The organism is Pseudomonas sp. N-137 (genome assembly GCF_034555295.1).
GTDB classification, from domain to species: domain Bacteria; phylum Pseudomonadota; class Gammaproteobacteria; order Pseudomonadales; family Pseudomonadaceae; genus Aquipseudomonas; species Aquipseudomonas rhizophila.
In genome coordinates this window covers 112,727-138,186 of record NZ_JAXUDQ010000028.1, presented here as the reverse complement: position 1 = coordinate 138,186, position 25,460 = coordinate 112,727, and the positions used below count along the sequence as shown (strand labels likewise).

Below are 25,460 nucleotides of genomic sequence, written 5' to 3'. Positions count from 1 at the left end.
ATGCTGTACGACACGCTTATCCGCAACGCACGGGTCATCGATGGCAGCAACACCCCCGGTTACAGCGCCGACGTGGCGATCCGTGCCGGTCGCATCGAGCGCATCGCCGACCTGCGCGATGCCCGGGCAATCGAAGAAATAGACGCCGCCGGCCGGGTGCTGGCTCCAGGGTTCATCGATGTGCACACCCACGACGACACGGTGGTCATTCGCCAGCCGCAGATGCTGCCCAAACTCAGCCAGGGCGTGACCACGGTGATTGTCGGCAATTGCGGTATCAGCGCTTCGCCGGTGAGTTTGCGGGGCGAGCCGCCGGACCCGATGAATTTGCTCGGCACGGCCCAAGCGTTCGTCTATCCGCGTTTCGATGATTATCGTTCGGCGGTGGAAGCAGCCACGCCGGCGGTCAACGTGGCGGCGCTGGTGGGGCACACGGCGCTGCGCAGCAACCACATGGATGATTTGTTGCGCACCGCCAGTGTGAGAGAAATCGCCGCCATGCGTCAGCAACTGCGCGAAAGCCTGGAGGCCGGCGCACTGGGGTTATCCACAGGCCTGGCCTACGCCAACGCCTTTTCGGCCTCCACCGACGAAGTCATGCAACTGACCCAAGAGCTGAGCGCATTCGATGCGGTCTACACCACCCATCTGCGCAGCGAATTCGAACCGGTGCTTGAGGCCATGGACGAAGCGTTCCAGATCGGCCGTCACGCCCGCAGCCCGGTGATCATTTCCCACCTCAAATGTGCGGGTGCCGGTAATTGGGGGCGCAGTCCGCAGGTGCTCGCGGCGCTGGAGAATGCGGCGAAAACCCATCCGGTCGGTTGTGATTGCTACCCCTATGCGGCCAGCTCCTCGACCCTGGATCTCAAGCAGGTGACCGATGCCCATCGCATCACCATCACCTGGTCGACGCCTCATCCGCACATGGGAGGGCGCGATCTGGCTGACATCGCCGCCGAATGGGATGTGCCGCTGCTGGAGGCCGCGCGGCGCCTGCAACCGGCCGGCGCGGTGTACTACGGCATGGACGAAAGCGACGTACGACGAATCCTCGCCCACCCGTTGTCCATGGTCGGCTCCGACGGTTTGCCGGAGGATCCGTTTCCGCATCCGCGCTTGTGGGGGGCTTTCCCGCGGGTGCTGGGGCATTTCAGCCGAGACATCGGGCTGTTTGCGTTGCACACCGCCGTGCACAAGATGACCGGCCTGTCGGCGGCGCGCTTCGGCCTGAAGGACCGTGGGGAAATTCGGGAAGGGCATTGGGCGGATCTGGTGTTGTTCGATCCTCATACCATCAGGGATGTCGCCGATTTCAACGAGCCGCAACGGGCCGCCGAAGGTATCGATGGGGTTTGGGTCAACGGCGTCTTGAGCTACCGCGAGGGCCGGGCGAATGGGCGCAGGCACGGGCGGTTTCTGGCGCGAGAAGGGGATCTACGCCGTGGATTCAGTTCGTCACCCGGCGCTTGAGAGGTGGAAACACAATGGAATGCCCTTGTGATCTGCTTCTCAGTGGTGGCATTGCGATATTAAAGAAGCCGGTGATATAGCCGAAGCAATGAGTTCAACCCATCTAAACTGGGTCTTTTCAGCCAGGGAGCAACCCATGAGCTTCGGTAAAACCACCCCGATCCTGCGGATCTTCGATGAAACCAAGGCATTGGCGTTCTATGTCGACTTCCTGGGATTTACCGTCGACTGGCAACATCGCTTTGGTGACGATTTTCCGCTGTACCTGCAAGTCTCTCGCGACGGATGCGTGCTGCACCTGTCCGAACATCATGGCGACTGCACCCCGGGCTCGGCACTGCGTATCGAAACGGATGAACTGGAAGCTTTCCAGGCGCAACTGCTGGCCAAGCAATACCCCTTCGCCCGCCCTCAGATTCAGGCCATGCCGTGGGGTAGCCAGGACATGACGGTGGTCGATCCGTTTGGCAATCGGTTGGTGTTTACCAATGGGATTAGTGTGTAACGAGGTTGGATACATTGATGGGCGAGCGGGGGCGTTGGGCTAGATCTGCCGCCACGTGACGAAAGAGCCAAGGTGATGGATCTTTTTGACTGATTGTAATGACATTGCGCAAAGCGCCCATTTCTTCCGGGAAATGGGCGCTTGTCATGATCAAACCCGGAAGTGACTCACCATCATCTGCAACTGATTACCCAAGCGGGCCAGTTCAACACTGGACGCTGCGGTTTCTTCGCTGGCGGCGGCGGTCTGTTCGGACACGTCGCGTACGTTGATGATGCTGCGGCTGATCTCCTCGGCCACGGCGCTTTGCTCTTCGGCGGCGGCGGCGATCTGCTGGTTCATCGACTGGATGTTCGACACCGTGCGGGTGATGTTTTCCAGTGATACACCGGCCTTGCGGGTCAGGGCTACGCTGCTGTCGGTAAGGCTGCGGCTGTTGTTCATCACGGCGGCCACTTGTTGGGTGCCGTTCTGCAGACCGGCCACCAGGCCTTCGATTTCCTCGGTGGACTTTTGTGTGCGCTGGGCCAGGCCACGGACTTCGTCGGCAACCACCGCGAAGCCACGACCGGCTTCACCGGCGCGCGCCGCTTCGATTGCCGCGTTCAGGGCCAACAGGTTGGTTTGTTCGGCGACGGCCTTGATCACGTCCATGACACTGCCGATCTTGTCGCTTTCCTGTTGCAGCACGGTCATGGCGTCGGTGGAGCGCTCCACTTCACTGGCCAGGCGCTCGATCTGGGCGATGGCTTCGTTGACCACCTGGTCGCCGGCACGGGCTTCACCGTCTGCCGCGGCGGCTGCCTGGGATGCCTCTTCGGCGTTGCGGGCAACTTCCTGAACCGTGGCGGTCATCTCGTGCATGGCGGTCGCCACCTGATCGGTCTCGACTTTCTGGCTGTTGACGCCGGCGCTGGTCTGCTCGGTTACTGCGGACAATTGTTCGGCAGCACTGGCGATCTGGGTCACGCCATCACGGATGCCGCTGATCAAATCGCGCAGGGTCACGCCCATGCGTGCGATGCCCTGTTGCAGTACGCCCAGCTCATCGCGACGGGTAACGATGAGGTTGTGCGAGAGGTCGCCACTGGCAATGCGATCGACCACGGCCAGGGTTTCGCGCAGCGGTCGGGTGATCTGGCGAGTGATGATGACCGCCGCGATGATGCCTACCAGCAACGCCAACAACGTGCTGACCAGTTGCAGGGTGCGGGCCTGGGCGCTTTCGGCATCGCGACGGTCGAGCTGGATCTGATACAGCTGTTCGCTCAGGGAGACGATGGTCGTGCCCTGGTCGGTCATTTCCTTGCGGGCCTGCGCCGCCTCGGCAATGGCCAGGGTGAAAGCCTGGACGGAGCTGCGGTATTGAGTCAGGGCAGCTTCGAGCTGACGCAGCTCACCTTGCCGGGTGCTGGCGAAATACGCATTCAGCGGTTGGAGCGAAGCGAGGGCGGCATCCAGTTGGGCGACGGCCTTGCGTTCGTTTTCGGGGTTGCTGTTGGCGGTGTAGCCGCGCACTTCATAGCGGGCCAACATGAACGCCTGCTTGGCCTCGGTGATTGCCTGGTACTGTTCCAGGCGCTGGTCGCTCGAGAGCATTTGCTGAACGTCGGTATTGATCGTCTCGATCAGCTGGTAAGCGGTCCCGGCGTTGGCAGTCATCGCGTCGCGGGCGGTGTTGGCGCTGCGGTAGGCGTTGCGCATTTTGTTCAGGGACGCCTGATAGGCGCTGATCGTCGCGCTCTGCTCCTTGAGCAGCTTGACGTTTTCCGGGCTCTTGAAGCTGCTCAGCAGCGCGTTCTGTTGCGCAACGAAACTATCGAGGGTGGTTTGCACATTCTGTGCGGCGGTCTCGTCGCCATTGGTGAGCATGTATTGCAGGCGCACGACCCGAAGCTTGGTCAAGCCGGCATTGAGCTTGGTGATGTCGCTCATCCAGTTGCTGCGGTCGATCAGCCCTCCCAGGCTGGTCCAACTGGTCAGTGCCAGGACGCAGGTCAGTACCAGCACCAGGCCAAAGCCCAGGCCCAGTTTCATGTTGACGCTAATGTTGCCAAACCAGCTATTCATCATATTCCTCCAGGAACGTTGTGCTGCTTGATCGTCGGTACGCTGGAAGATTGTTGTTTTTGAGCCAGCTAAAACGTGTAACAGGGCTGTATCGGCTGCCGACTCTGGATCTGAAAGGATTTTTTTGGAGTGTCAGGCATTGGCTGGAGAACTTGCTGCGCGCCTCAGGGTTATCCTGAATTCCAGGCAAAAAAAAGCCCGCGGGAGGGCGGGCTAAAACCTTAGTTTCTTGAATGAGCGAGGGGACTTTACCCAATCACGCGAACGCGTGGGGTGAAGAAAAGTTCATGAGAGGCGGGTGGCAATGAGCAGAGAACGAAGCCCTCAACCTGGATCAGACTGAGGGCTTCTCTGCGCCTGACAACCTCACCTCAGATCAAACCGATCCAGGTTCATCACCTTGACCCACGCCGCGATGAAGTCGCTGACGAACTGCTCCTGCGCATCTGCGCTGGCATACACTTCGGCCAGGGCCCGTAGTTGGGCGTTGGAGCCGAAGACCAGATCGACACGAGTGCCGGTCCATTTGACCTGACCGGTCTTGCGGTCGCGGGCTTCGAACGTTTGCTGGTCGTCTGAGAGCGGTTTCCATTCCACGCCCATGTCCAGCAGGTTGACGAAGAAGTCGTTGGTCAACGCACCTGGCCGTTGGGTGAAAACCCCATGCCGGGTTTGGCCGACATTGGTATCGAGTACGCGCAGGCCGCCGATCAGTGCGGTCATTTCCGGTGCACTGAGGGTCAGCAGTTGCGCCTTGTCGATCAGCAGTGCCTCGGCGGATACGCGATACCTGCCCTTTAGGTAGTTGCGAAAGCCATCGGCGATGGGTTCAAGAAAGCCGAACGACTCGACGTCGGTCTGCTCTTGGCTGGCGTCCATACGCCCCGGCGAGAAAGGCACCGTCACGCTGAGCCCGGCATTCTTCGCCGCCTGTTCAATGCCGGCGCTGCCAGCCAGCACGATCAGGTCCGCCAGGGAGATTTTTTTACCACCGGACTGGGCCCCGTTGAACTCGTCCCGGATTTTTTCGAGAGTCGCCAGCACCTGCGCCAATTGTTCCGGCTGGTTGGCCGGCCAATCTTTCTGCGGGGCCAGACGCAGCCGGCCACCGTTGGCACCGCCGCGCTTGTCGGAGCCACGGAAACTGGACGCGGCCGCCCAGGCGGTGGACACCAGTTGTGAAACCGACAGGCCCGAGGCCAACAGCTTGCCTTTGAGGGATGCGATGTCGCTGTCGTTGACCAGGGCATGGTCCACTGCCGGGATAGGGTCCTGCCAGAGCAGCTCTTCGTTGGGCAGTTCCGGGCCGAGGTAGCGCGAGAGCGGGCCCATATCGCGGTGGATCAGCTTGAACCAGGCCCGGGCGAAGGCGTCGGCCAATTGGTCCGGGTTCTCCAGGAAGCGCCGTGAGATTTTTTCGTAGATCGGGTCGAAGCGCAGCGCCAGGTCGGTGGTCAGCATGGTTGGATTGCGACGCTTGGACGGATCATGGGCGTCTGGAATGATACCCGCGCCAGCACCGTTTTTCGGGGTCCACTGATGGGCACCGGCCGGGCTCTTGGTCAGCTCCCACTCAAACCCGAACAGGTTCTCCAGATAATTGTTGCTCCAGCGGGTGGGTGTGGTGGTCCAGGTCACTTCCAGACCACTGGTGATGGTATCGGGGCCTTTGCCGGTGCCGAATGCGTTCTTCCAGCCCAGGCCCTGTTGTTCCAGGCCGGCGGCTTCAGGCTCGGCGCCGACATTGTCCGCAGGCCCTGCGCCGTGGGTCTTGCCAAAGGCATGGCCGCCGGCAATCAGGGCCACGGTCTCTTCATCGTTCATCGCCATGCGGCCAAAGGTTTCGCGGATATCCAGCCCGGCAGCGACCGGGTCAGGTTGACCCTCGGGGCCTTCCGGGTTGACGTAGATCAGCCCCATCTGCACGGCGGCCAGCGGGTTCTCCAGATTGCGCCCCAGATCGGTACGGCTTTCTTCATTGCCCGGCTCGGCCACCAGTTGTCCTTCGCCGGGATCTTGCATCGCGGCTTTATCCGGCTTGCCGTAGCGGGTGTCGCCGCCCAACCATTTGTTTTCGGAACCCCAGTAGACGTCTTCGTCCGGCTCCCAGACGTCGGGACGACCGCCGGAAAAACCGAAGGTCTTGAAGCCCATGGATTCCAGCGCGACGTTGCCGGTGAGCACGATCAGGTCGGCCCAGGATATGTTGCGACCGTACTTCTGCTTGATCGGCCATAACAGCCGGCGCGCCTTGTCGAGGCTGACGTTGTCCGGCCAGCTGTTGAGGGGCGCAAAACGCTGTTGGCCGGAGCCTGCGCCACCGCGCCCGTCGCCGGTGCGGTAAGTGCCGGCGCTGTGCCAGGCCATACGGACAAAGAGCGGGCCGTAGTGCCCGAAGTCCGCCGGCCACCAGTCCTGGGAGTCGGTCATCAACGCATTCAGGTCATTTTTCAGGGCCTGGAAATCCAGGCTTTTGAATGCTTCGGCGTAGTTGAAATCCTCGCCCATGGGGTCGGACAGCGGGGAGTGTTGGTGCAGGATTTTCAGATTCAGCTGGTTGGGCCACCAGTCACGGTTCGTGGTGCCACCACCCGCAGCATGATTGAACGGGCATTTCGATTCGTTTGCCATGAGGAGCTACCTTGGTCGTATTCATCCAGCTATCCAGCCCGAGCGGGCTCTATAGCGACAGGTGAAAATCAATACGTAGATGCAGGGCTCACAGTTCGCTCATTGATCGTTCGGCCTTCCGGCAATCGACGTCGATTGCCCGCATCGTGGCCCACGGCAAGCCCAGTACGTTTCGAACGCTTTCGTATCTCTTATCAGGTCTGATCCGGCCAGCTTACGCTGGCGCTGAATCAAGGCTAGTCCTTCTGTGGCAGATCGCTAATAGCCGCAGTATTAATGGTTAATAGGCAGATTCTTTTACCCGGCTTGCCGGTCGAGGCAGATGATAGGGCCAGCGCTTGGTTACGGGAGAGGACCGGACCATGAACGAACGCCCCCGCAGCACGGCCATCCACGAAGCCGGCCACGCCTTGGCTTTTTGGTGGAACGGCCAGCCTATAAAACGCGTCACCGTACGCACCCGGGCTGAAGCCCGCGCGGGACCGATGTTCGACCTGCTCGGTCACCCGCAACACGCCGAAGGGTTAGTGGAGGCCGATTACCTCGTCCTGCGCCCGGCCTTCACCGCCCGGGGAATTGCTGAATATTTGCCATCGATGGTCGACTTTATTGAGCGCGACCTGATCCATTGCTTTTCAGGGCCTGTGGCCGAAGCGATCTACCGACATCGCCAATCCGACCGGCTGTTCCGAAGCAGTGGCCGCGCAGACCTCGTCCGCGGGCATGAACTGATCAGCCTGCTGCCCCCACGCCTGTTGCTCAACGCCGAATCCCGAGCCATCGCCCGTAGCAGTTGCCTTGTGCATCGTTACTGGTTTGCCGTCCGCGCGGTGGCGGACCTTTTGCAGGAGCAGGGGGCGATCGAGGGAGAGACCGTCACCGCACTGCTGCACGAGATTACTGGGGAGGCGCCGGTGCGGTTGGGGAATGAGGTGAGGAGCCTTGATGCTTGAGTTGTAGCGGATGATGCAAAAGCTTGGTGATGCCGGGGTTTGTGGGGGAAGCGTTGGCTGTGGCAAGCGCCAACCGAGCGGCTTACCATGCCAAGCAGAGGCCAAGGGAGCGAACTCATGCAAACGCTCAAAGTTGCAATCGCCGGATTCGGCGGCGTCGGACGTGCCACAGCCGACCTGCTCCTGTCCCGACACGAGCGCTATCGCCAGGTTTACGGCGTGGACGTTAGCCTGGTCGCGGTGTGCGGATCACGTGCAGGCCTGGCTGACGCGAACGGCCTGCACCCGCATCAGTTGAATGCACTGCAGGCGGGTCTTTCAGGGCCGGATTTCGTGATGGCGAGCGGCGCAGACGTTCTTATCGAGGCAGGGCCGAGCGATTTTCGCAGCGGCGAGCCGGGTCTTGCCTACCTTCGTACGGCGCTGTCGGCCGGTCTGGACTGCATCGTTATATCGAAGGGCGCTCTGGTCCACAGCGGGCGACAATTGCGCGAACTCGCGCAGGCCTCGGGGGCGATGCTCAAACTCAGTGGTGCAGCCGCTGCCGCCCTGCCGACACTCGATCTTCTCGACCATAGCCTGGCCGGCTGCAAGGTGCTCGCCCTCGAGGGCATCCTCAACGCCACGACCAACTACCTGCTTGACGCCATGGGCACACAGGGCCTCAGCTTCGATGCGGCGTTGCGTGAAGCGCAGGCAGGAGGGTTCGCCGAAGCTGACCCGCGCAACGACACGGAAGGCTGGGATACCGCGTGCAAGCTCCTGCTACTGGCCAACTTCGGTCTTGGTGCCGATCTGACGATGGACGACCTGGTGGTCGAAGGTATTCAGTCGGTCACGGCAGAGCGCATCGAGGCGTGGCGCGAGAGGGGGCTCGTTCCCAAGCTGATCGCCAGCCTCACCTGCGCAGACGGTGTTATCCGCGCCAGCGTCGGCATCAAGGCCTATCCGCTGTCCGACCCGTTCGCCCACGTCAGCGCAAAGAGCAAAGCGATCCGTATCAGCAGCGACGCAATGGGCGAGACGCTGGCAATCGGCTGTGGCGCTGAGCCGATCGCCACCGCAGCGGCCGCGCTGAAGGACCTCGAACACATCCTCATGGCCAGGACTGCTCGGTACTCATCTCTTTCGCAACCACCATCCTGACCCTGCGTACCTTGCCACTATGCCGCAATCAGGCCTTCTCCCGTGGGCCAAGCGTAATCGGTCTGCAGTTTCATCACGAAGTCCGTGGCGCACGATTCGAGCACTGGTTACTGGGGCATGCGAGTGAGCTGGCCACGTCAGGCATCGACCCTGTCAAGAAGGGCCCGTAGAAACCAACGGCCCTAAAGCCACACATTCACCGCATAAATGTTCCAGAACCGTAAGCCTGTCCAATTCGCAGACAGCCGCTCTGGAGATAGTACCCATGGCTTTCAGCAAGATTGAGGGACTGAGGGCCTACTAAAAATTGGCCTATCTACGACATCGCCATGACTGCAGCACTGCGTTTACGCCATGGCGATCATCAGCATTCACGCACGAACACACCAGGTGATTGAAATGACCAATCCAAAACTCGAAGTGCTGACACCAAGCAATTGCCAAGTGATCTTCATCGATCAACAGCCGCAAATGGCATTTGGGGTACAAAGCATTGATCGGCAGACATTGAAGAACAACACCGTGGGCCTGGCCAAGGCCGCGAAGATTTTCTCTATTCCAACCATCATCACCACGGTCGAAACAGAAAGCTTTTCGGGTCATACCTATCCGGAATTACTGGCCGTTTTTCCTGAGGCACCGATCCTTGAGCGTACCTCGATGAACTCCTGGGACGACCAGAAAGTACGCGATGCGCTGAAAAAGAATGGCCGTAACAAGGTGATCGTCTCTGGCTTGTGGACCGAAGTCTGCAATACGACTTTCGCACTGTCCGCGATGCATGATGCCGGCTATGAAATTTATATGGTGGCCGATGCCTCTGGCGGTACCAGCCAAGCTGCGCACGATTACTCCATGCAACGCATGATTCAGGCTGGAGTTGTCCCAGTGACCTGGCAGCAAGTTCTGCTGGAGTGGCAGCGTGACTGGAAGAATCGCGATACCTACGACGCCGTTATGGCATTGGTCAAAGAGCACTCTGGCGCATATGGCATGGGCGTCGACTACGCCTACACCATGGTGCACAAGGCTCCTGAGCGGGTAACACACGGGCCGACGCTGGAGCCTGTTGCGGCGAAGATCTGACCTCTGTCGGGTCGGCACTATAGGTCGACCCGACTTCAAATCAGTTCGGGTCTACCCGCCGTAACGGAGCTGGCTGGATTCGAGTGATCGCCAGGCGCCTGGCTCAACCCACAACGCCACGAGGAATGATCATGAGTGAAGATCTGTCAGACAAAGGCCGTCGCCGGTTTCTCGCTACCAGCTCCGTTCTCGGAGCCGCGGGAGCACTCTGGTCTGCCCTGCCTTTTGCCGGCTCCGCCGGCAGCTCTTTCGCCAACCCTGCGGGAGGTTCCATGGAAGCCGATCTGATTCTTTACAACGGCCGTCTGCACACCGTGGATCGTGAAAAGCCGCAAGCAACAGCTGTGGCCATTAAGGACGGAAAGTTCATCGCCGTGGGCAGCGACGCAGAGGCCATGGCGGTCCGAGGTGATGCGACCCAGGTTGTCGACTTGCAAAAGCGTACGGTGATCCCAGGTCTCAATGACTCGCACCTGCACCTGATCCGTGGTGGCCTGAATTACAACCTGGAACTGCGCTGGGAGGGTGTTCCATCTCTCGCTGACGCGTTGCGGATGCTCAAGGATCAGGCTGATCGCACGCCTGCTCCGCAGTGGGTTCGGGTCGTGGGGGGCTGGAATGAATTCCAGTTTGCCGAGCGCCGCCTGCCTACTCTGGACGAATTGAACAAGGCCGCACCAGATACGCCGGTATTCGTTCTGCACCTTTATGACCGCGCCCTCCTGAATCGGGCGGCACTGCGCGTTGTCGGCTATACCCGCGATACGCCTAATCCGCCAGGCGGAGAGATTGTCCGCGACAGCAATGGCGAACCCACCGGCATGCTGGTAGCCAAACCCAACGCGATGATTCTCTATTCGACCCTGGCCAAGGGGCCAAAGCTGCCGCTGGAATACCAGGTCAACTCGACACGCCAGTTCATGCGCGAACTCAACCGCCTTGGCGTGACCAGTGCCATCGATGCTGGTGGTGGTTTTCAGAACTATCCGGACGACTATGAAGTGGTCCGCGAGCTGGCCAAGCACAACCAGTTGAGCGTGCGCATCGCCTACAACCTGTTCACCCAGAAACCCAAGGAAGAGCTGGCCGACTTCAAGAACTGGAGCGCCATGGTCAAGCCTGGCGATGGCGATAACTTCTTCCGGCACAACGGTGCCGGTGAAATGCTGGTGTTCTCTGCCGCAGACTTCGAAGACTTCCTCGAACCTCGGCCAGACCTTGCGCCGACTATGGAGCAGGACCTGGAACCCGTGGTCCGTCACTTGGTCGAGCAGCGCTGGCCGTTCCGGCTGCACGCGACCTACGACGAATCCATTTCGCGAATGCTCGATGTGTTCGAGCGAGTCAATCGCGACATTCCGTTCAATGGCCTGCCATGGTTCTTCGATCATGCTGAAACCATCAGTCCGAAGAACATCGAGCGGGTACGCGCCCTTGGCGGTGGCATTGCCATTCAGGACCGCATGGCCTTCCAAGGCGAGTATTTCGTCGACCGCTACGGCAGCAAGGCCGCCGAACAGACCCCGCCAATTCAACGCATGCTGGCTGAAGGCGTACCAGTTGGTGCAGGGACTGATGCAACTCGCGTCTCCAGCTACAACCCCTGGACCTCGCTTTATTGGCTGGTCAGCGGCCGAACCGTTGGAGGGCTGGAGCTGTACCCCAACGGTCTTTCGCGTGACACCGCCCTGCAGCTCTTTACCCATGGCAGTGCCTGGTTTTCGTCAGAGCAAGGCAAGAAGGGCCAGATCAAGGTCGGGCAACTGGCTGACCTCACGGCCCTGTCGGCGGACTTCTTCAGTGTCGAGGAAGAGGCGATCAAGTGGATCGAGTCGGTGCTGACCGTCGTCGACGGCAAAGTGGTCTACGGCGCTGCGGAATTCGACCAGCTGTCGCCGCCGAGCCTGCCGGTCATGCCGGACTGGTCACCGGTTGCCAAGGTCCCCGGCCACTGGCGTCCCGCTTCACCGCTGCTGACTCAGGTGCATCAATGCTCAGGCCCTTGCGCGGTGCATGCGCATAGCCATGACAAGGTGCGTCGGTCATCCGTCCCCGTCAGTAACTACCAAGGTTTCTGGGGTGCCTTCGGCTGCTCCTGTTTCGCTTTCTGAACATGGACACGACTATCGAAAAGCGCTCCCCCTGGAGCGCGCTGCGCCATAGCACTTTCCGCTGGCTATGGCTGGCCAGCATTGCCTCCAACATCGGCACTTGGATGCACGAAGTAGGGGCCGGCTGGTTGATGACGACGCTGTCAGCCAGCCCCATGCACGTTGCCTTGGTGCAGGTTGCAGGCTCCGCGCCGATGTTCTTTCTTGCTCTTCCAGCGGGAGCCATGGCCGACATCGTCGACAAGCGTCGCTACCTGCTTATGGTGCAAGTGTGGATGGCGGCGGTGGCGATGCTCCTGGCTCTGCTCACGCTAAACGGCATGATGACCGTCGCGCTGCTGCTCCTCCTGACCCTGAGCATGGGTGTGGGGACTGCTCTGATGATGCCGGCCTGGTCAGCTTTGACGCCCGAACTGGTCGACAAGCGCGACCTCGGTTCGGCCATCGCCCTGTCCAGCCTTGGCATCAACGTCGCCCGGGCCATCGGACCGGCGATTGCCGGGGTACTGGTCAGCCTCACCGGCCCCTGGGCCACCTTCGCGCTGAACGCCGTATCGTTCCTCGCGGTGATGGCGGTGCTGTATACCTGGAAGCGCGAGCAGACACCTGCGTTGTTCCCGGCGGAACGGCTGCTCGGTGCCATGCGCGCAGGCTGGCGCTACAGCCGCAGCTCCCAGCCGTTGCAAGCGGTGCTGGTGCGGTCGGCGGCGTTCTTCGTCGGTGCCAGTGCCGGCATGTCGCTGCTGCCGCTGATCGTACGCGCTGAACTGAACGGCAGCGCCAGCGATTTCGGTCTGCTGCTCGGCAGTGTCGGCGTCGGTGCAGTGCTCGGCGCTACTTTACTGCCGCGCATCCGTGATGCGGTGAACCCCGATCACCTGGTGGCCGGCTCCAGCCTGCTCTACGCCCTGGTGCTTTGCGCGCTGGCCGGGGTGCGCAACCTGTACTGGCTGATACCGGTGATGATGATCAGTGGCGCGGCCTGGATCGCCGTGTTGTCGAGCCTGCAAATGGCAGCACAGACTTCCGTACCCAACTGGGTGCGGGCGCGGGCACTGTCGGTATACATCCTGGTGTTCTTCGGCAGCATGGCGGCCGGCGGCGCGCTGTGGGGCTTCGTCGCCAGCCACCTGTCGATCAGCCTCACCCTGCTGATCGCAGGCGGGGTTCTGCTGGTGGGCATCGTACTGACCCTGCACTTCCATTTGCCGGTCACCGAGACCGAAGACCTGGCCCCGTCCCTGCACTGGCCTGCACCGATCCTTGCCGATGACCAGGACCAGGAACGCGGTCCAGTAATGGTCACTCTTGAATACCAAGTCTATCCGTCGCAGGCAGAACAGTTTCGCCTTGCCATGCAGGATGTACGCAGCATGCGAATGCGCAATGGTGCCTTTTCCTGGGGGCTGGTCCAGGACAGTGAGCATCCGCAACGTTGGCTGGAGTTTTTCTTTGATGAGTCCTGGCTTGAACATCTGCGCCACCACGGCCGGGTAACCCGTGCCGAACAACGCGTCGAGGCTGCGGCTCGCCAGTTCCAAGCGGTCGGGGTCGCCATACGCATTCATCACTACCTGGCCCCCGCTAAGTCCCACACCTGAGCGCATTCACAAAGGAGTCAACGCATGAGCCGCAGTGACATGCGCAAGGTGGATCTCAATCTGCTGATTCTTATTGAGGCGTTGATGCACGAGCGCAATCTCACTCGCGCCTCGGAAAAACGCTTCTTATGGGATCAGGGATGAATACAACCGTGCTATTCATACATGGCGAATGGCTGTCTGCCGCCGCCTGGGATAATTTCTCCAGTCGCTATCGGGCATGCGGCTACACCTGTATTGCGCCACCTTGGCCCTTATCGGAGGGGCCGCCAGAGAGGCTGCGCAGCGCGCCACATACCGATTTCCCACGGCTTGGGATCAGACAAATTATTGAGCACTATGCAGCGCTGATTCGGCGCATGCCTCAGCCGCCCTTGCTGATTGGCCACTCGCTGGGCGGTCTGCTCGTTCAGATGCTGTTGGATCGTGGTCTTGGCTGTGCCGGCATTTCGATTGCAGCGATACCCCCTCGCGGGGTAATACCGCGCTTGAGCGTTCTCTCCAGGGCGATACCCATGCGCATGGCTTGGGGCAGTTGGAAGCGAGTCATGTATTTTCCGCTACCAGAATTTACCCAACAATTTACCCAGGCTATGGCGATCCAGGATATTGCGCTGCTATATGCAAACCATATCGTGCCAGCACCGGGGCGGATTTTCTTTGAAGCGGCTTTCGGTATTGGCACCTATGTCGATTTTGCCAATGACCGCAGAGCACCGCTGCTGTTGATCGCCGCCGAGAACGATCACAGCGTACGGCCATGCGTGGTGACGTCGAACTATCGGCACTACAACCGGTCTGCGGCCAGCACCTCGCTCAAGTGCTTTGCCGGGTACAGCCATTGGCTCATCACCGAACCAGGTTGGGAGCAAGTAGCTGACTACACAATTGAATGGGCGCAAACTCAGCTGGGTCGTTTTTGATTTTTTTCAGGTTCGCGCGGTGATTAGCGTATTGGGATCTTACCCAACCAAACAGCAGATGTTCACCCCAGGAAATCGCTGGCGCACATGCACGGCGTTGGCAATCCATATGCTGTTGGTTTGCCTGCCATGGTTCAGTACGACGGCAACGGCCTCCGACTACTTACTGGACACGCTGGAGCACCACCGTTGGACCGTCGCTGATGAGGGACCTAGCCAGGTAGGGGCTTTGGCCCAGACCCGAGACGGTTATCTCTGGCTCGGAACCAACGATTCGCTCTATCGCTTTGATGGTCTGGACTTCGCGCGCTATACCCCGCCAGACGGTAACCCGCTTGGCATCATTTCCGTACTCAAGGCGGAGGATGAGGGCCTGTGGGCCGGTCTCCGTACTGGGGGCATAAGCCTGATCACCGACACGGGCATAACCACTTACCCAGTCAGCGCTGGGTTGCCTGGCGGAGTGGTCTATAGCATCGCCAAGGATCACAGTGGCGCAGTCTGGATCGCCGCAAATGATGGCTTGGCACGGTTTGACGGTAACGCCTGGCAACGTATCGGTACCGACTGGAACTTTCCGGGACGACATGCTCGCGCGGTACTCCTCGACCGCGATGGGACGCTATGGGCAGCCAATGAAGATCGCCTGTTCTACCTGCCGTCGGGTGCCCGAGCGTTTGTCGATGCAGGCATTGCGGTGGGTTGGGTGAGTCAAATGGCTCAGGCTCCAGATGGGGCCATCTGGATGGCCGAACGATATGGCGGTTCGCTGCGCCGAATCGTGCCAAGCGAAGGCGATGCGGCGACCCAGGTGACCGTAATCGACGGTGCTAATGGTTTGTTATTCGACAGCGCCGGGGCGATATGGGTGGGTACCAGCGGTAAGGGCGTTCGCTATGTGCCAGCCTCTGCCAGCCTCAACGCGCTATCGATAACTGACGCCTTCGATCACCAAGAAGCGTTTATGGCCAAGGATGGCTTGAGTGCAGATAACGTTCTTCCAATACTCGAAGATGTCGACGGCAATATTTGGGTGGGCACTAGCGCCGGACTAGACCGTTTTCGGCCAAGTGCTATGGTCTCGGCCGCATTTCCACACAACGCCCAGAATTTCGCATTGGTTGCCGGTGCGGCAGGCAGTGTCTGGGCAGGTACCAGCAACCTACCTGCAATGCGCCTGAGCAGTACGGGGCTGACCACTCTGGATATACCGGCACCGATTAGTAATGCCTTTGGTGATGCTAACGGTGATATCTGGATGGCTGGCAGCAATGGTATCTGGCGTGCGCAAGGAGACAAAATCGAGCGAGTTGCCTCATTACCAACTCAGGATGCGCTTGACTCAGCCGTACGCGCGATGACTCTCGATCAGGCGGGCGACCTGTGGGTTTCGATCAACCGCAAAGGGTTGTTCGTTCTTCGAGACGGACGTTGGTCAATCGTTGCCCCGCCTAATGCTGATCCAAGCCAGTTAATGCCTGTCAGCGCTACCACTGATCCTCTTGGCAGGCTCTGGTTCGGCTACCGCAATAACCTGATTGTGACTCACGACGGCAAGGTACAACGACACTGGGGGGCGGACGAAGGCTTAAAGGTTGGTCATGTCACCGCGATGCTACATCAGGGCCATCTCACCTGGGTTGGTGGCCAGCGTGGAGTGGCCTTCTTCGATGGTGAGCGCTTCCACAGCCTTCACCTACCGGACAATGGACTGTTCGACAATATCTACGCGATTCTAGCCGTACCTCCCAGAGAACCTGAAGGTGACGGTAGCTATGATCTCTGGCTCCACGGCAAAGCCGGGGTCTATCAGTTGACCGCTCGTGAATTAAAGCGCGCCATCGCTGACCCGCTATACCAGATAGGTTACCGCAGCTATGAGGTGATTGGTGGCCTGGCCAACGACCCCCACCAAGTACTCCCATTACCCACTGCAGTGCGTAGTACGGATGGACGTCTATGGTTTAGCACCAGTAAGGGCGTGACCTGGATCGATCCAACTCGCTACGTGCAGAGTAAAGCCGCCCCCAAGGTAGTTATCCAATCATTCAATGTCGATGGTAAGGAACCCCCACCCAGTGAGTTGTCGCGGCTGGGAGCAGAGCCAAGAAGCATCGAAATCTCTTACACAGCGCTCAGTCTCTCAGGCATGCAAGGCTTGCACTTTCGCTATTTGTTGGAGGGGTTCGACACAGACTGGCAGCAGGCGGGTTCAAAACGTAGCGCCATCTACACGGGGCTCGGCCCCGGAGATTACAGGTTCCGCGTATTAGCCTCCAATCAGGATGGGCTACTGAGCACCGAAGAGGCCGTGCTGAGCTTCAGTATTCGACCCGTTTTCTACCACACCCCACTGTTTATCGTATTGAGCGGTCTAGCAGTGGTAAGCGTTTTGTGGATGCTGCATCGCTTCAATATTCGCCGTTCGGCCCAGAATCTGCGGGACCGCCTTGAGGAGCGACACGCCGAGCGCGAGCGAATCGCCCGTGAACTGCATGACACCCTACTTCAGGGTGTGCAGGGCCTTATGTTGAGTTTCCAAGCCGCCACTGAGCAAATACCCAGTACTCATCCGGCTCGAGGCAGAATGGAGAGAGCGCTAGACCGTGCAGATCAGGTTTTGGTGGAGGCACGAGAGCGGGTGAATAATCTGCGTGATCTGAACGAGCCGGCTCTGAACCTGATCGATGCATTTGTCGCTGTCACGAGTGAGTTGCAACTAGAAGGCAGTACGCGCTTTACCCTGAGCAGCCACGGCACGCCACTGCCGCTGCACCCTATAGTCGGTGAAGAAAGCTACCGGATAGGCTGTGAAGCGATCATGAACGCCTTTCGACATGCCAATGCGCAGAACGTGGAAATCCAGATCGTCTACACCAAACACGCATTTCAGCTGAGCGTTGGCGATAATGGTAGCGGCATCAACCCACAGTATCTGCCGCCCAATATCCGCCCCAATCACTGGGGCTTACACGGCATGCTGGAGCGGGCCGAAAAAATCGGCGGACGGCTGTCTATTCAAAGAGGAGCCCACAGTGGCACTGAAATTCAACTGACTGTACCCGCGGCAACGGCCTATCGACGTATCCCGCGACGACTTAGCCAGTGGCTACGTGTATTGACCCAATTGAGGCCCTGAGTGTGCACCCAGAGAATGAACAGATACGCGTGCTGGTCGTCGATGACCACCCTCTGCTGCGCGAGGGTATAGCCGCCGTCCTTGAAGCCCAATCAGACATAGCGCTGGTCGGGGAGGCGACCAATGGGCACGAAGCGCTTCAGCTATTTCGCTCGCTGCGCCCGGACGTCACCCTGATGGATCTACAAATGCCCGAGATGGATGGCATCGAGGCGATTCATGCCATTCGCGCCGAGTTTCCTTGCGCACGCATTGCCATTCTGACCACCTATCGGGGTGATGTACGGGCATTACATGCGATCAAGGCGGGAGCTATCGGCTACTTATTGAAAAGTAGTCTACGCAAGGAGTTGCTGGATGCCATCCGCTCTATTGCTGCAGGCAACAACCATTTCCCGGCAGAGATAGCTGTTGAACTGGCTGATCACCTAAGCCACGACTGCCTGACCGCTCGTGAAATCCAGGTTCTGCAATGTGTGGCAATGGGTAAACCCAACAAGCAAATCGCCGTGGAACTCATGATCACGGAAGACACCATCAAGGGGCATTTAAGAAATATCATGGACAAGTTGGGTGCCAGCAATCGCACCCATGCGGTCACTCTCGGCATTCAGCGCGGCATCATCACTGTGTAATACCCCACTTTTGAGGGGGGCGCGCGCCCCCCATTGTTGTCTTATGTGCGATCAGAGCACGGCGTAGCATGGTGCCATGGACATAAAGATCCACAGTGGAGCACCGCCATGCGTGCCACCTTGCATGCCGTTACCCCGGCAACTGCAGTAGACAGCCAGACTCAGCGCTGTATTTCCGACGAGGCTTATGACGGCGTCATGCAATTGCTTAGAGATGCTCAAGCGCACCTGAGCATTGACCGTGACTCAGCCTGCCTATGCCTGACCCGCGCCCTGGTCATGTTGCAAAAGAGCGATAGTCAGTTAAAAAGCCGTCATGGCTGCCTATCCAGTTGGCAAGCCAAACGGGTGGTTGACTACATCGACGCTAACCTCGACTCATCAATACGCACAAATCAGTTGGCCGCTGTTCTCAGCTTGAGTGTCAGTTACTTCTCGCATGCTTTCAAAAATACCTTTGGTGTAACGCCGCTGGTCTACGTCGCACGTCGTCGCATCGAATCTGCGCGTCAGATCATGCTCACGACCGACTCCTCGCTGACCGACATCGCCCACAGCCACGGATTCTGTGACCAATCCCATTTCATCCGTACCTTCCGCCGCCAGATCGGGGTTACACCTCAGGCCTGGCGACGTTTGTGCGATGCCGGGTTATACGAGGAACAGACCAGTTCCACCCCCAGAACACTGGCCATTGTCAGGGCCTCAGCGTGCAACGCATAGCGCAGGGCTATCGCCCTCGGATATCGAAGCGCAGGGGCTTGCCGCCAGCGCTCATTCAAATTGCGGAGTTCGAAACAATGAGCCTAGAGGCCTTCGCTGCGGCAGGCGGATGACTGTGAGTTGGAAATCGTATGCCATCAGGGTGAGTATGGCCGGGGTAATCTGAACTGATCGTGTATCTATCTGATTTTGAGTAAAAAATTGGGTAAGATTTTTTTGATGGAATACGTTATGGAATACCACTGAGCGCGCTGTGGTTGTGTAACTAATAATGGCTACGATGGCATGCTCGCAAGAGGGCACCATTATCTCCCAAGGTACGTCGCCTAGAAGGACCCGTTGTCGGCAGCAACCGATCCGTATCTGACGTTTGCCAAAGGTAGAAAACGGTCAGAAGCGGTCCTTCGTAGGAGGAGATTTACAACCGAAAACTGAAAATTGGAAGCGTTTAGGAACTTTGCGGCGATTTAAGGAGACTGTTCATCTCTTTAAGGGACATGAAATATCGAGAGTAAACTCGAATTTTGAAGCGTCTGCCAGCATCTCTCTTTGAAAATACCTATACCTTACAGGTGATGCCTATACCAAGAGCCTTCACGGAACGAATATGCTTTAAGAGCAAATAACAATAACTAATTAAGTTGGCAAATGCTCTGCGATAATACCAATAATTACTTTTGAGCCTGTCACTTGTTTAATATCATCATGATAAACGCTGGGGCGAGCATGAAAATGAATTCTACCACGATTGAAGGTAAATTTTGTATGCCACTCGCAAACTAGCGGGCTGTCATTAATCTCAATACGTCTTCTCGCCATAGCACGTCTATTGCCGTGCGTATTGGCGCTCTCAGGAGAAATTTCTACTCCTCTGCTGGCAGCCAGCTGAATGATTTGAGTGGGAAGATTTTCTTCAAAATCAAGTATAGCAAAATCATTCAAGTAAGACAGATGACAAATAATAGCGCTGGAATATTCCCTATAACCTATCCCCATCCGTTTAAGATCACTAGGGTCCGCATGAAAGTAGATGTTAGGAAACATAAGCTCACTAAATCTATCTAAATGTTCTGGTTGCATCTCCAATGCATTGAACAGGAAGCGGAGCGCCAGTTGAAAACTCGTCAAATCAAACACGGTACACATTTTGCCGCTACGCCACCAACCTTCGGCGCTATAATCTAATCCAGTTACACATCCGCCAACTCCAAGTCTCGCCAGTTCAATGACACCAGAATCAAGAGACCTACCACATTCGATAAATTCGCTCTCGCTTCTTTCGATTGCCATGTCAAAACGAAGAATTAGATCTCGATAGTCGCCATCGGCGCAATGTGCATACAAAAGGTCTGCAAATAATACCCCATCGAACTCTAAAGAATGCAGATCGCGGATGTAATACAACTTGGTGAATTCTGAAGATGCAATCTTGTCCAGGGCATCTACAAATCGTTCAAATGTCGACAGGCGATCGGTTAAATTATCGAGACATCCAGCAACGAAACTTTCGTCCATGAAGAAGTTCATTATAATTTTCCAGTTGCTAAGGCTCGGAGATTTTTAGAGTGCTGGTCAAAGAACCCCTCAGGCCATCTGTCAAGCTTACCATCAGCTCGAATCACCACTTGTTCGGCGTGTGTTGACTCGTTTGAATGCTTGGTAAAGAAATAAAGCTGGATGTCTTCAGCAAGAACATTCTCTCTTAGTTTAACGGCCAATCTGATCCCATCCAGCACGTGATCACTGTGGGTTTCAATTAACACCTGAACACCAGAAAACGAAGCCATCGCCGCTAGAATGCCTAGGCTGGTTTGACCGCGAGGATGCAAATGAGCCTCCGGATTTTCTAGGATTAGGAAAGCGCCGGATTTTTTAATTCGCTCGAACCAATGCACCACTCTTGGATCGGAATCATCAACTACACTGGCAGGCATAGTAAGAAGCGAAAGCACAATAGGCAGTGCATAGCTTATCCCATACCCAGAGTTCGTTGGCCTGTAACCATCAATTGAAAGATGTGACATATCAAATTTTTCTTGCACGCCATAATCTAATCTGACACCTGGAGCAATATCACTCATCCACCAGCTCAATTGAGTCTTAAGCGTATTCCCCGGAGCACTCGGGTGCCTCAGGGGCTCCGGTATGATGCATCCCTCCATGAGCGCAGTGAAATGAGCTGAGTACTCACCATTTTGACCTATGGATAAAGAAGATACATCATCCCCCAATGTAGGAAGGCCGACGCGAGGACCAAACCTATCCGCAGATATAAATTGGATTAAAGGCGGAGGGGTTTTCCGCACATGAGAAAAAGAGTTTTTTGATATGTTTAACGAGATATCAGTGCCGTCTAACTTTGCTACCTCAATTTCTATTGAATCATTGGCTCCGGCCAGCCGAGAGCGAAGTTCGGAATAGCCGCCAAGCCCATTTATATATGGTCCGCCGACAACATGCTCTGATAAGCACATTCTGAGTGCTTGAATGGCAGTGCTTTTCCCTGTGTTATTCAATCCGGTAAAAACCGTTAATTTTTTTAGTTCAAGAGTCTGGAGTTCGAAAGACTTAAATTTTTTTATATCTATACTTTTAAGCACGTTGGTATTCCTTAAGTAGCGAAATCACCCTTGAGTACCTGTCTCGCACGCCGGCAGGTTCGCTGCCGTACTTACCGATAGCATCAGAGAACGCATCATCATCTAAAATTTCATAGTACTGCTGCAAGAATTCTTCTTTGTTCGCAATAATGGTTTCATATGTTGACTGGGAGATTCGCGCAAGTAATACAGTCCACATCTCAAATAGCGATTTATTTATCGGAGTCTTTCTGCGGTTATCATGCGACCTTCTAAATGCATGCTCGCCAAACAACGAATAACTTCTGAGAAGCGCACGCTTGAATGCCTCAGCTAACATGGCCTTATTGTAGGTTACCCTAACAGGTACCGTGTGTTCTCTATTTATGTGCCTCATGGTATCTGCTAGAAACCCATCCATATCGCCTTTAAAGTCAGCTCTTTTTCTTAAGTAAAAAGACATAAATCGTAAGACCAGTTCTCGGCCAGCCATTCGGTCATCTTTAACTGTTTTGCCAACGACCTTTAAGTAGGTTGGGCTTTCAACTAATTCTTTCAGTAAGTCTGATGCTTCACCTTGGTAAAGGGCGTGCCTGATTTCCTGAGTGGACAGCCTCATCCCACCAGTATTAATTCTTTTGAAGATGTTTCTTTTAACTTTTTCTGGGGTGTCTGGATTTATAATCGTAAAGGAAAGCTCAGCCTCCATAATATTGTTTACAATGCGCGCCGCGTTAAGCTTTCGGTCGATTGTGTAGAAGTCTTTCCCATCAAATGGCCCACTCCAAAACTCCAAGCCTCTAAGCTTAAAGCCTTTGCCGTCGTCATCTTCTCCTAAGACAAAATCCTTTATAGTAGTTAATCGCTGCAGCCCATCAACTACTTCCCACCTTCCATCCTTATCCTCGGACACATAAAACATCGGCAACGGAATCCTTAGCATCATAGACTCTATAAGCAGGCTCTTTCGTTTAACATCCCAGACGAAATTCCGTTGAAAATTTGGAGCTAGCTTTATAGTGTTATTGCGGATTCTTCTTAGAACAGTATCTAGAGCCACAACCTTTGACGATAGCGAGATGGATGCCGGATCAAATGGTTCTCCCGCGTCAAATTGATTTCCCTCTAGTTCCCTCTCAACGCCGGACCCAACTCCTTCGTCCGCCAGATCCTCTTGAATATCAACGGCCATTAATATGTCCTTGCATCGCGGTAATTTCTCCAGTTCGCCACATTTTGTGGAGTCTAAGCATCAGCCGCCTCATACGAAGCGCTCGTCCCCTCGGCAGGGACGCTTTGGCACCCCTAAAGCCATTAAAACTCCGCAATGATGCAGCCCATGAGTTGTCTGCGATGAGCTTCAACGTAACTCGAAAGTAACTCGGTTAACCTTACACACGGTTGAACCGAACGAGAAGCCTTTGCTATCGCCGTCCAGGCCGTATACCACAGCGATTAATTGGCGACCAATTTAATCACGGTTCTCGCATTTGTAGACCCCTCCCTCCAAACGCGGACTGCGTGTCGGAAAGGTTCTGGCCATTTTCTACCTCACGCGACGGGTAGAAATCGGCCAATTGCTACCGCATCAATGGTCTCCCGTATGACCTTCGCAAAGCGCACCCCGGAAGCTTACTTAAGTACGGCACTTGGTGGCCGATAGCCTCTCCATGATTACGCACACGCAATGAGTAAGTGGGCCGCAACGCTGGCCACTCGAGAACACCACACACAAGGATTGCTCGTATGGGTTGGGAGAAACTGATCGTTGCTGGAGCCGCAGCTGCGGTCGCGGCTAGTGTTGCTTACTGGAAACGTGACGAAATCAAAGATGTCTGGGAGAGCCTGATCATCAGCCTCAAAGGCAAGCGCGTGGCGGTGTTGGGAGAGCGGAATGTCGGCAAGACAGTCCTATTGAGGTTCCTTGCCAGTGGCGAGGTTCCCGACGAATACATGCACCCCGAGCAAACCATGTTGACCGAGAAAGTCGAACGAAAACGGTTTGCGATGGGTGACCTGAAGCTGGATCTGAAAGAGACACGAGACGTTTCCGGTGGGCATGATGCAATCGAGGAATGGAAAGCACTGCACGATGAAGCTGACATCGTCGTTTATCTGGTCAATGCTCAACAGGTGAATCAGCAACGCATCAGGCGCGACCTCGAAAAGCTTGAAAGCTGGAGCAAGGCACGGGCGCCCCAGCCCACACTGGTCGTGATCGTCACGCATATGGATCTCGACCCGACGTACGTCGCCACACCGGCGTCCGGTCTTGGGCATTTCCGTGATCGCTTTGTCAAACTCAACCTTGACGCGGGCCTGTCGAAACTCAGCCATAGGCCGCCAATCATTCTCGGCAGTCTGGTGAATCGAGACCAGGCGGCCAAACTCGTCGCGACGTTGATCAAGACGGTGACGGCATGATGCACGCGAAGGTTTTTCAGGCTCAAGCGCTGGACAACAGCTCTTCGGACCATTTGCGCTTGGCGGAGCATAGCGTCGAGCTTCGCAGCCCGATCCGAGAGCAGACATATTCCGGAATGGCCAGCATCAGTGCCCAAGGCACCGTCCTGTTCGCACAGGATGGCGTGAAGCTGTTCGTCAAAGGCAACGCAGCTGTATTGCAAGTTGTCGCCGAGGAACGCGACCATGCGGGCCGGTTGGCGCCAGTCGTGTGCTGGGTCGAGCATGATACTGAACAGGGTTCAGAAGCAGGTGGTGTCGATGCGGTGTGGGCGTCGCTTGAGCAGTTCGCTACCGCCATCGGGCGCAGCTTTTCCGAGCCCAAACGGTTGGCCGCGCGGGAGGCGCTTGAGCTACTCGCAAAAAAGCAGCCGAGCCAGAGCTTGATAGCTCTGGCGATAGCACTTCTGCAGCGCGAATGGGCAGCGTGGCTCAAACGCGTGCTGGCGGCATTGAAGAATTTCGGCAAGTGAACGAACAGAACACGCGCATCGCGCGCAAGGGGAGCAATGTGACAACAGGTAGGATTCCGCTGGACCATAGCGCGCGCAGGGTCATGCTGGTGTTGGATGAAAACACAATCAATGAGTGCTTGTACGACCTTGAGCCAGAGGCCAGAGGGTTTCTATTCGATCCCCAGTCTCACATCGTACAGTTCCCCCTGGCGGCCGATGAGCCGGATAGTCAGGCGCTGCAGAACATTATCGATGCCGACTTGCTGCGGCCAGGCGCGGTGCTCTTGCAGAGCCCGTATGACCGCAACGCCTACGTGGACCTGAGCCAGGCAACCGATCAGTTCGCAATAGAGAAGCTCCGGCATTTTTCGCGGCTCTGCCAATACCTGGGGGCTCGGGACGTAACCGTTGAGCAAGTCGAGGTCAGCAAGGACTCATCGTCCGAAGTGTACGAGTTGAACGGTAAAGCACCTGTTGCCAACCTCGATTTCAAGGTCGAAAACAAGGCGAGCAGTTCACTGGCCAGAAAGTTTTCTATCAATACCGCATTTCGCGGAGGCAGGCCCAACACCGATGCCGCCGAAAATTACTTACGCGGCAAACAGCTCTGGGGCGACGTGGTGATGCGCAGCCTGGTCGAGCAGTGCGCTGATGAAGACAACCAGATCCTTGAACAGAAGGTGACTATCAGCCTGTCGAGCGAGTCGAAGCGTACCTTAGGCGTAGTGGCCAAGCTCCACCTGCCAGCCAAGGGACTTGGACTGACGGCAAGCTATTTGGCCAGCGCTCAGTCCAGCGTAGAGTACCTTCTGACCTTGACGGTGAAGTTTGACGCCCCTGAAACCGATAGATTGTAGAGACATGCCGCCAAAGTCTCCGAGATAAGTTAGCAGTACTGGAATTGGACTGACGAGCCATGCATTAGTGGGGCTTTTTATGATGTTGGCGGTGTAAAACAGATATTATC

19 protein-coding genes and 2 pseudogenes are annotated in these 25,460 nt (G+C 56.9%); 15 read left to right on the top strand and 6 right to left on the bottom strand.

Annotated elements, in window-relative coordinates; translation table 11 throughout:
• Positions 1 to 1,473, top strand: coding sequence for a D-aminoacylase (locus T3A99_RS18940; RefSeq protein WP_322834689.1), 1,473 nt, complete (start codon positions 1 to 3; stop codon positions 1,471 to 1,473).
• A gap of 136 nt (positions 1,474 to 1,609) precedes the next feature.
• A complete protein-coding gene (locus T3A99_RS18935; RefSeq protein ID WP_047230238.1) occupies positions 1,610 to 1,978 on the top strand; it encodes a glyoxalase superfamily protein in 369 nt (122 codons plus the stop codon).
• A gap of 150 nt (positions 1,979 to 2,128) precedes the next feature.
• Here T3A99_RS18935 and T3A99_RS27955 read toward each other — a convergent pair whose 3' ends face one another.
• The 3 genes and pseudogenes from T3A99_RS27955 to katG all read right to left on the bottom strand — a co-directional run bounded on the left by T3A99_RS27955 (position 2,129) and on the right by katG (position 6,679).
• Positions 2,129 to 2,833, bottom strand: coding sequence for a methyl-accepting chemotaxis protein (locus T3A99_RS27955; protein ID WP_371264159.1), 705 nt, complete (start codon positions 2,831 to 2,833; stop codon positions 2,129 to 2,131).
• 201 nt (positions 2,834 to 3,034) lie between these two features.
• Positions 3,035 to 3,913: pseudogene (locus tag T3A99_RS27950) on the bottom strand (methyl-accepting chemotaxis protein); the annotation flags it as partial.
• Between the two features lie 501 nt (positions 3,914 to 4,414).
• Positions 4,415 to 6,679 carry a catalase/peroxidase HPI gene (gene katG / locus T3A99_RS18925; protein ID WP_076383515.1) on the bottom strand — a complete coding sequence of 755 codons (2,265 nt, stop codon included), beginning with the start codon at positions 6,677 to 6,679 and terminating at the stop codon, positions 4,415 to 4,417.
• Positions 6,680 to 7,041: 362 nt separating this feature from the next.
• Between katG and T3A99_RS18920 the strand changes: the two genes are divergently transcribed.
• The 10 genes and pseudogenes from T3A99_RS18920 (at position 7,042) to T3A99_RS18875 (ending at position 18,996) form a co-directional block, all read left to right on the top strand.
• Positions 7,042 to 7,632: a hypothetical protein gene (locus tag T3A99_RS18920; RefSeq protein ID WP_274090051.1), complete on the top strand. Its 591-nt coding sequence runs from the start codon at positions 7,042 to 7,044 to the stop codon at positions 7,630 to 7,632.
• A 117-nt stretch (positions 7,633 to 7,749) separates the two neighbouring features.
• Positions 7,750 to 8,778 carry a homoserine dehydrogenase gene (locus T3A99_RS18915; RefSeq protein ID WP_322834687.1) on the top strand — a complete coding sequence of 343 codons (1,029 nt, stop codon included), beginning with the start codon at positions 7,750 to 7,752 and terminating at the stop codon, positions 8,776 to 8,778.
• A 399-nt stretch (positions 8,779 to 9,177) separates the two neighbouring features.
• Positions 9,178 to 9,864 (top strand): hydrolase, encoded by a 687-nt coding sequence (locus tag T3A99_RS18910; protein WP_047230248.1) that lies wholly within the window; start codon positions 9,178 to 9,180, stop codon positions 9,862 to 9,864.
• Between the two features lie 272 nt (positions 9,865 to 10,136).
• A complete protein-coding gene (locus T3A99_RS18905; RefSeq protein WP_322834686.1) occupies positions 10,137 to 11,975 on the top strand; it encodes an amidohydrolase in 1,839 nt (612 codons plus the stop codon).
• Between the two features lie 2 nt (positions 11,976 to 11,977).
• The gene (locus tag T3A99_RS18900) at positions 11,978 to 13,576 is read left to right on the top strand and encodes an MFS transporter (protein ID WP_322834685.1); all 1,599 of its coding nucleotides are present in this window, start codon (positions 11,978 to 11,980) and stop codon (positions 13,574 to 13,576) included.
• Between the two features lie 24 nt (positions 13,577 to 13,600).
• A pseudogene (locus T3A99_RS18895) lies at positions 13,601 to 13,705 on the top strand (LysR family transcriptional regulator); the annotation flags it as partial.
• 11 nt (positions 13,706 to 13,716) lie between these two features.
• Positions 13,717 to 14,499, top strand: a complete 783-nt coding sequence (locus T3A99_RS18890; protein WP_047230231.1) for an alpha/beta hydrolase — start codon at positions 13,717 to 13,719, stop codon at positions 14,497 to 14,499.
• A complete protein-coding gene (locus tag T3A99_RS18885) occupies positions 14,465 to 17,638 on the top strand; it encodes a two-component regulator propeller domain-containing protein (RefSeq protein ID WP_322834684.1) in 3,174 nt (1,057 codons plus the stop codon). The genes T3A99_RS18890 and T3A99_RS18885 overlap by 35 nt, the downstream gene beginning before the upstream one ends.
• 23 nt (positions 17,639 to 17,661) lie before the next feature.
• On the top strand, positions 17,662 to 18,273 hold the full coding sequence (locus T3A99_RS18880) for a response regulator transcription factor (protein WP_416221560.1): 612 nt from the start codon (positions 17,662 to 17,664) through the stop codon (positions 18,271 to 18,273).
• Positions 18,274 to 18,381: 108 nt separating this feature from the next.
• Entirely contained in the window at positions 18,382 to 18,996 is a 615-nt protein-coding gene (locus tag T3A99_RS18875; protein WP_107321834.1) for a helix-turn-helix transcriptional regulator, read from the top strand.
• 636 nt (positions 18,997 to 19,632) lie between these two features.
• Here the strand turns inward: T3A99_RS18875 and T3A99_RS18870 are convergent.
• Genes T3A99_RS18870 through T3A99_RS18860 form a run of 3 tightly spaced genes read right to left on the bottom strand, consistent with a single transcriptional unit; the run spans position 19,633 to position 22,767 of the window.
• Complete coding sequence (locus T3A99_RS18870) at positions 19,633 to 20,523, bottom strand: hypothetical protein (protein ID WP_281459817.1); 891 nt, start codon at positions 20,521 to 20,523, stop codon at positions 19,633 to 19,635.
• Entirely contained in the window at positions 20,523 to 21,596 is a 1,074-nt protein-coding gene (locus tag T3A99_RS18865) for an AAA family ATPase (protein WP_092394399.1), read from the bottom strand. Before T3A99_RS18865 ends, T3A99_RS18870 begins: the two co-directional genes overlap by 1 nt.
• Positions 21,589 to 22,767 (bottom strand): DUF262 domain-containing protein, encoded by a 1,179-nt coding sequence (locus T3A99_RS18860; protein ID WP_092394396.1) that lies wholly within the window; start codon positions 22,765 to 22,767, stop codon positions 21,589 to 21,591. Before T3A99_RS18860 ends, T3A99_RS18865 begins: the two co-directional genes overlap by 8 nt.
• Positions 22,768 to 23,321: 554 nt before the next feature.
• Here T3A99_RS18860 and T3A99_RS18855 point away from each other — a divergent pair.
• Genes T3A99_RS18855 through T3A99_RS18845 form a run of 3 tightly spaced genes read left to right on the top strand, consistent with a single transcriptional unit; the run spans position 23,322 to position 25,350 of the window.
• Complete coding sequence (locus T3A99_RS18855; RefSeq protein ID WP_092394393.1) at positions 23,322 to 23,999, top strand: GTPase domain-containing protein; 678 nt, start codon at positions 23,322 to 23,324, stop codon at positions 23,997 to 23,999.
• The gene (locus T3A99_RS18850; RefSeq protein WP_092394390.1) at positions 23,996 to 24,511 is read left to right on the top strand and encodes a hypothetical protein; all 516 of its coding nucleotides are present in this window, start codon (positions 23,996 to 23,998) and stop codon (positions 24,509 to 24,511) included. Before T3A99_RS18855 ends, T3A99_RS18850 begins: the two co-directional genes overlap by 4 nt.
• The gene (locus T3A99_RS18845) at positions 24,508 to 25,350 is read left to right on the top strand and encodes a hypothetical protein (protein ID WP_281459818.1); all 843 of its coding nucleotides are present in this window, start codon (positions 24,508 to 24,510) and stop codon (positions 25,348 to 25,350) included. Before T3A99_RS18850 ends, T3A99_RS18845 begins: the two co-directional genes overlap by 4 nt.
• Positions 25,351 to 25,460 lie beyond the last annotated feature (110 nt).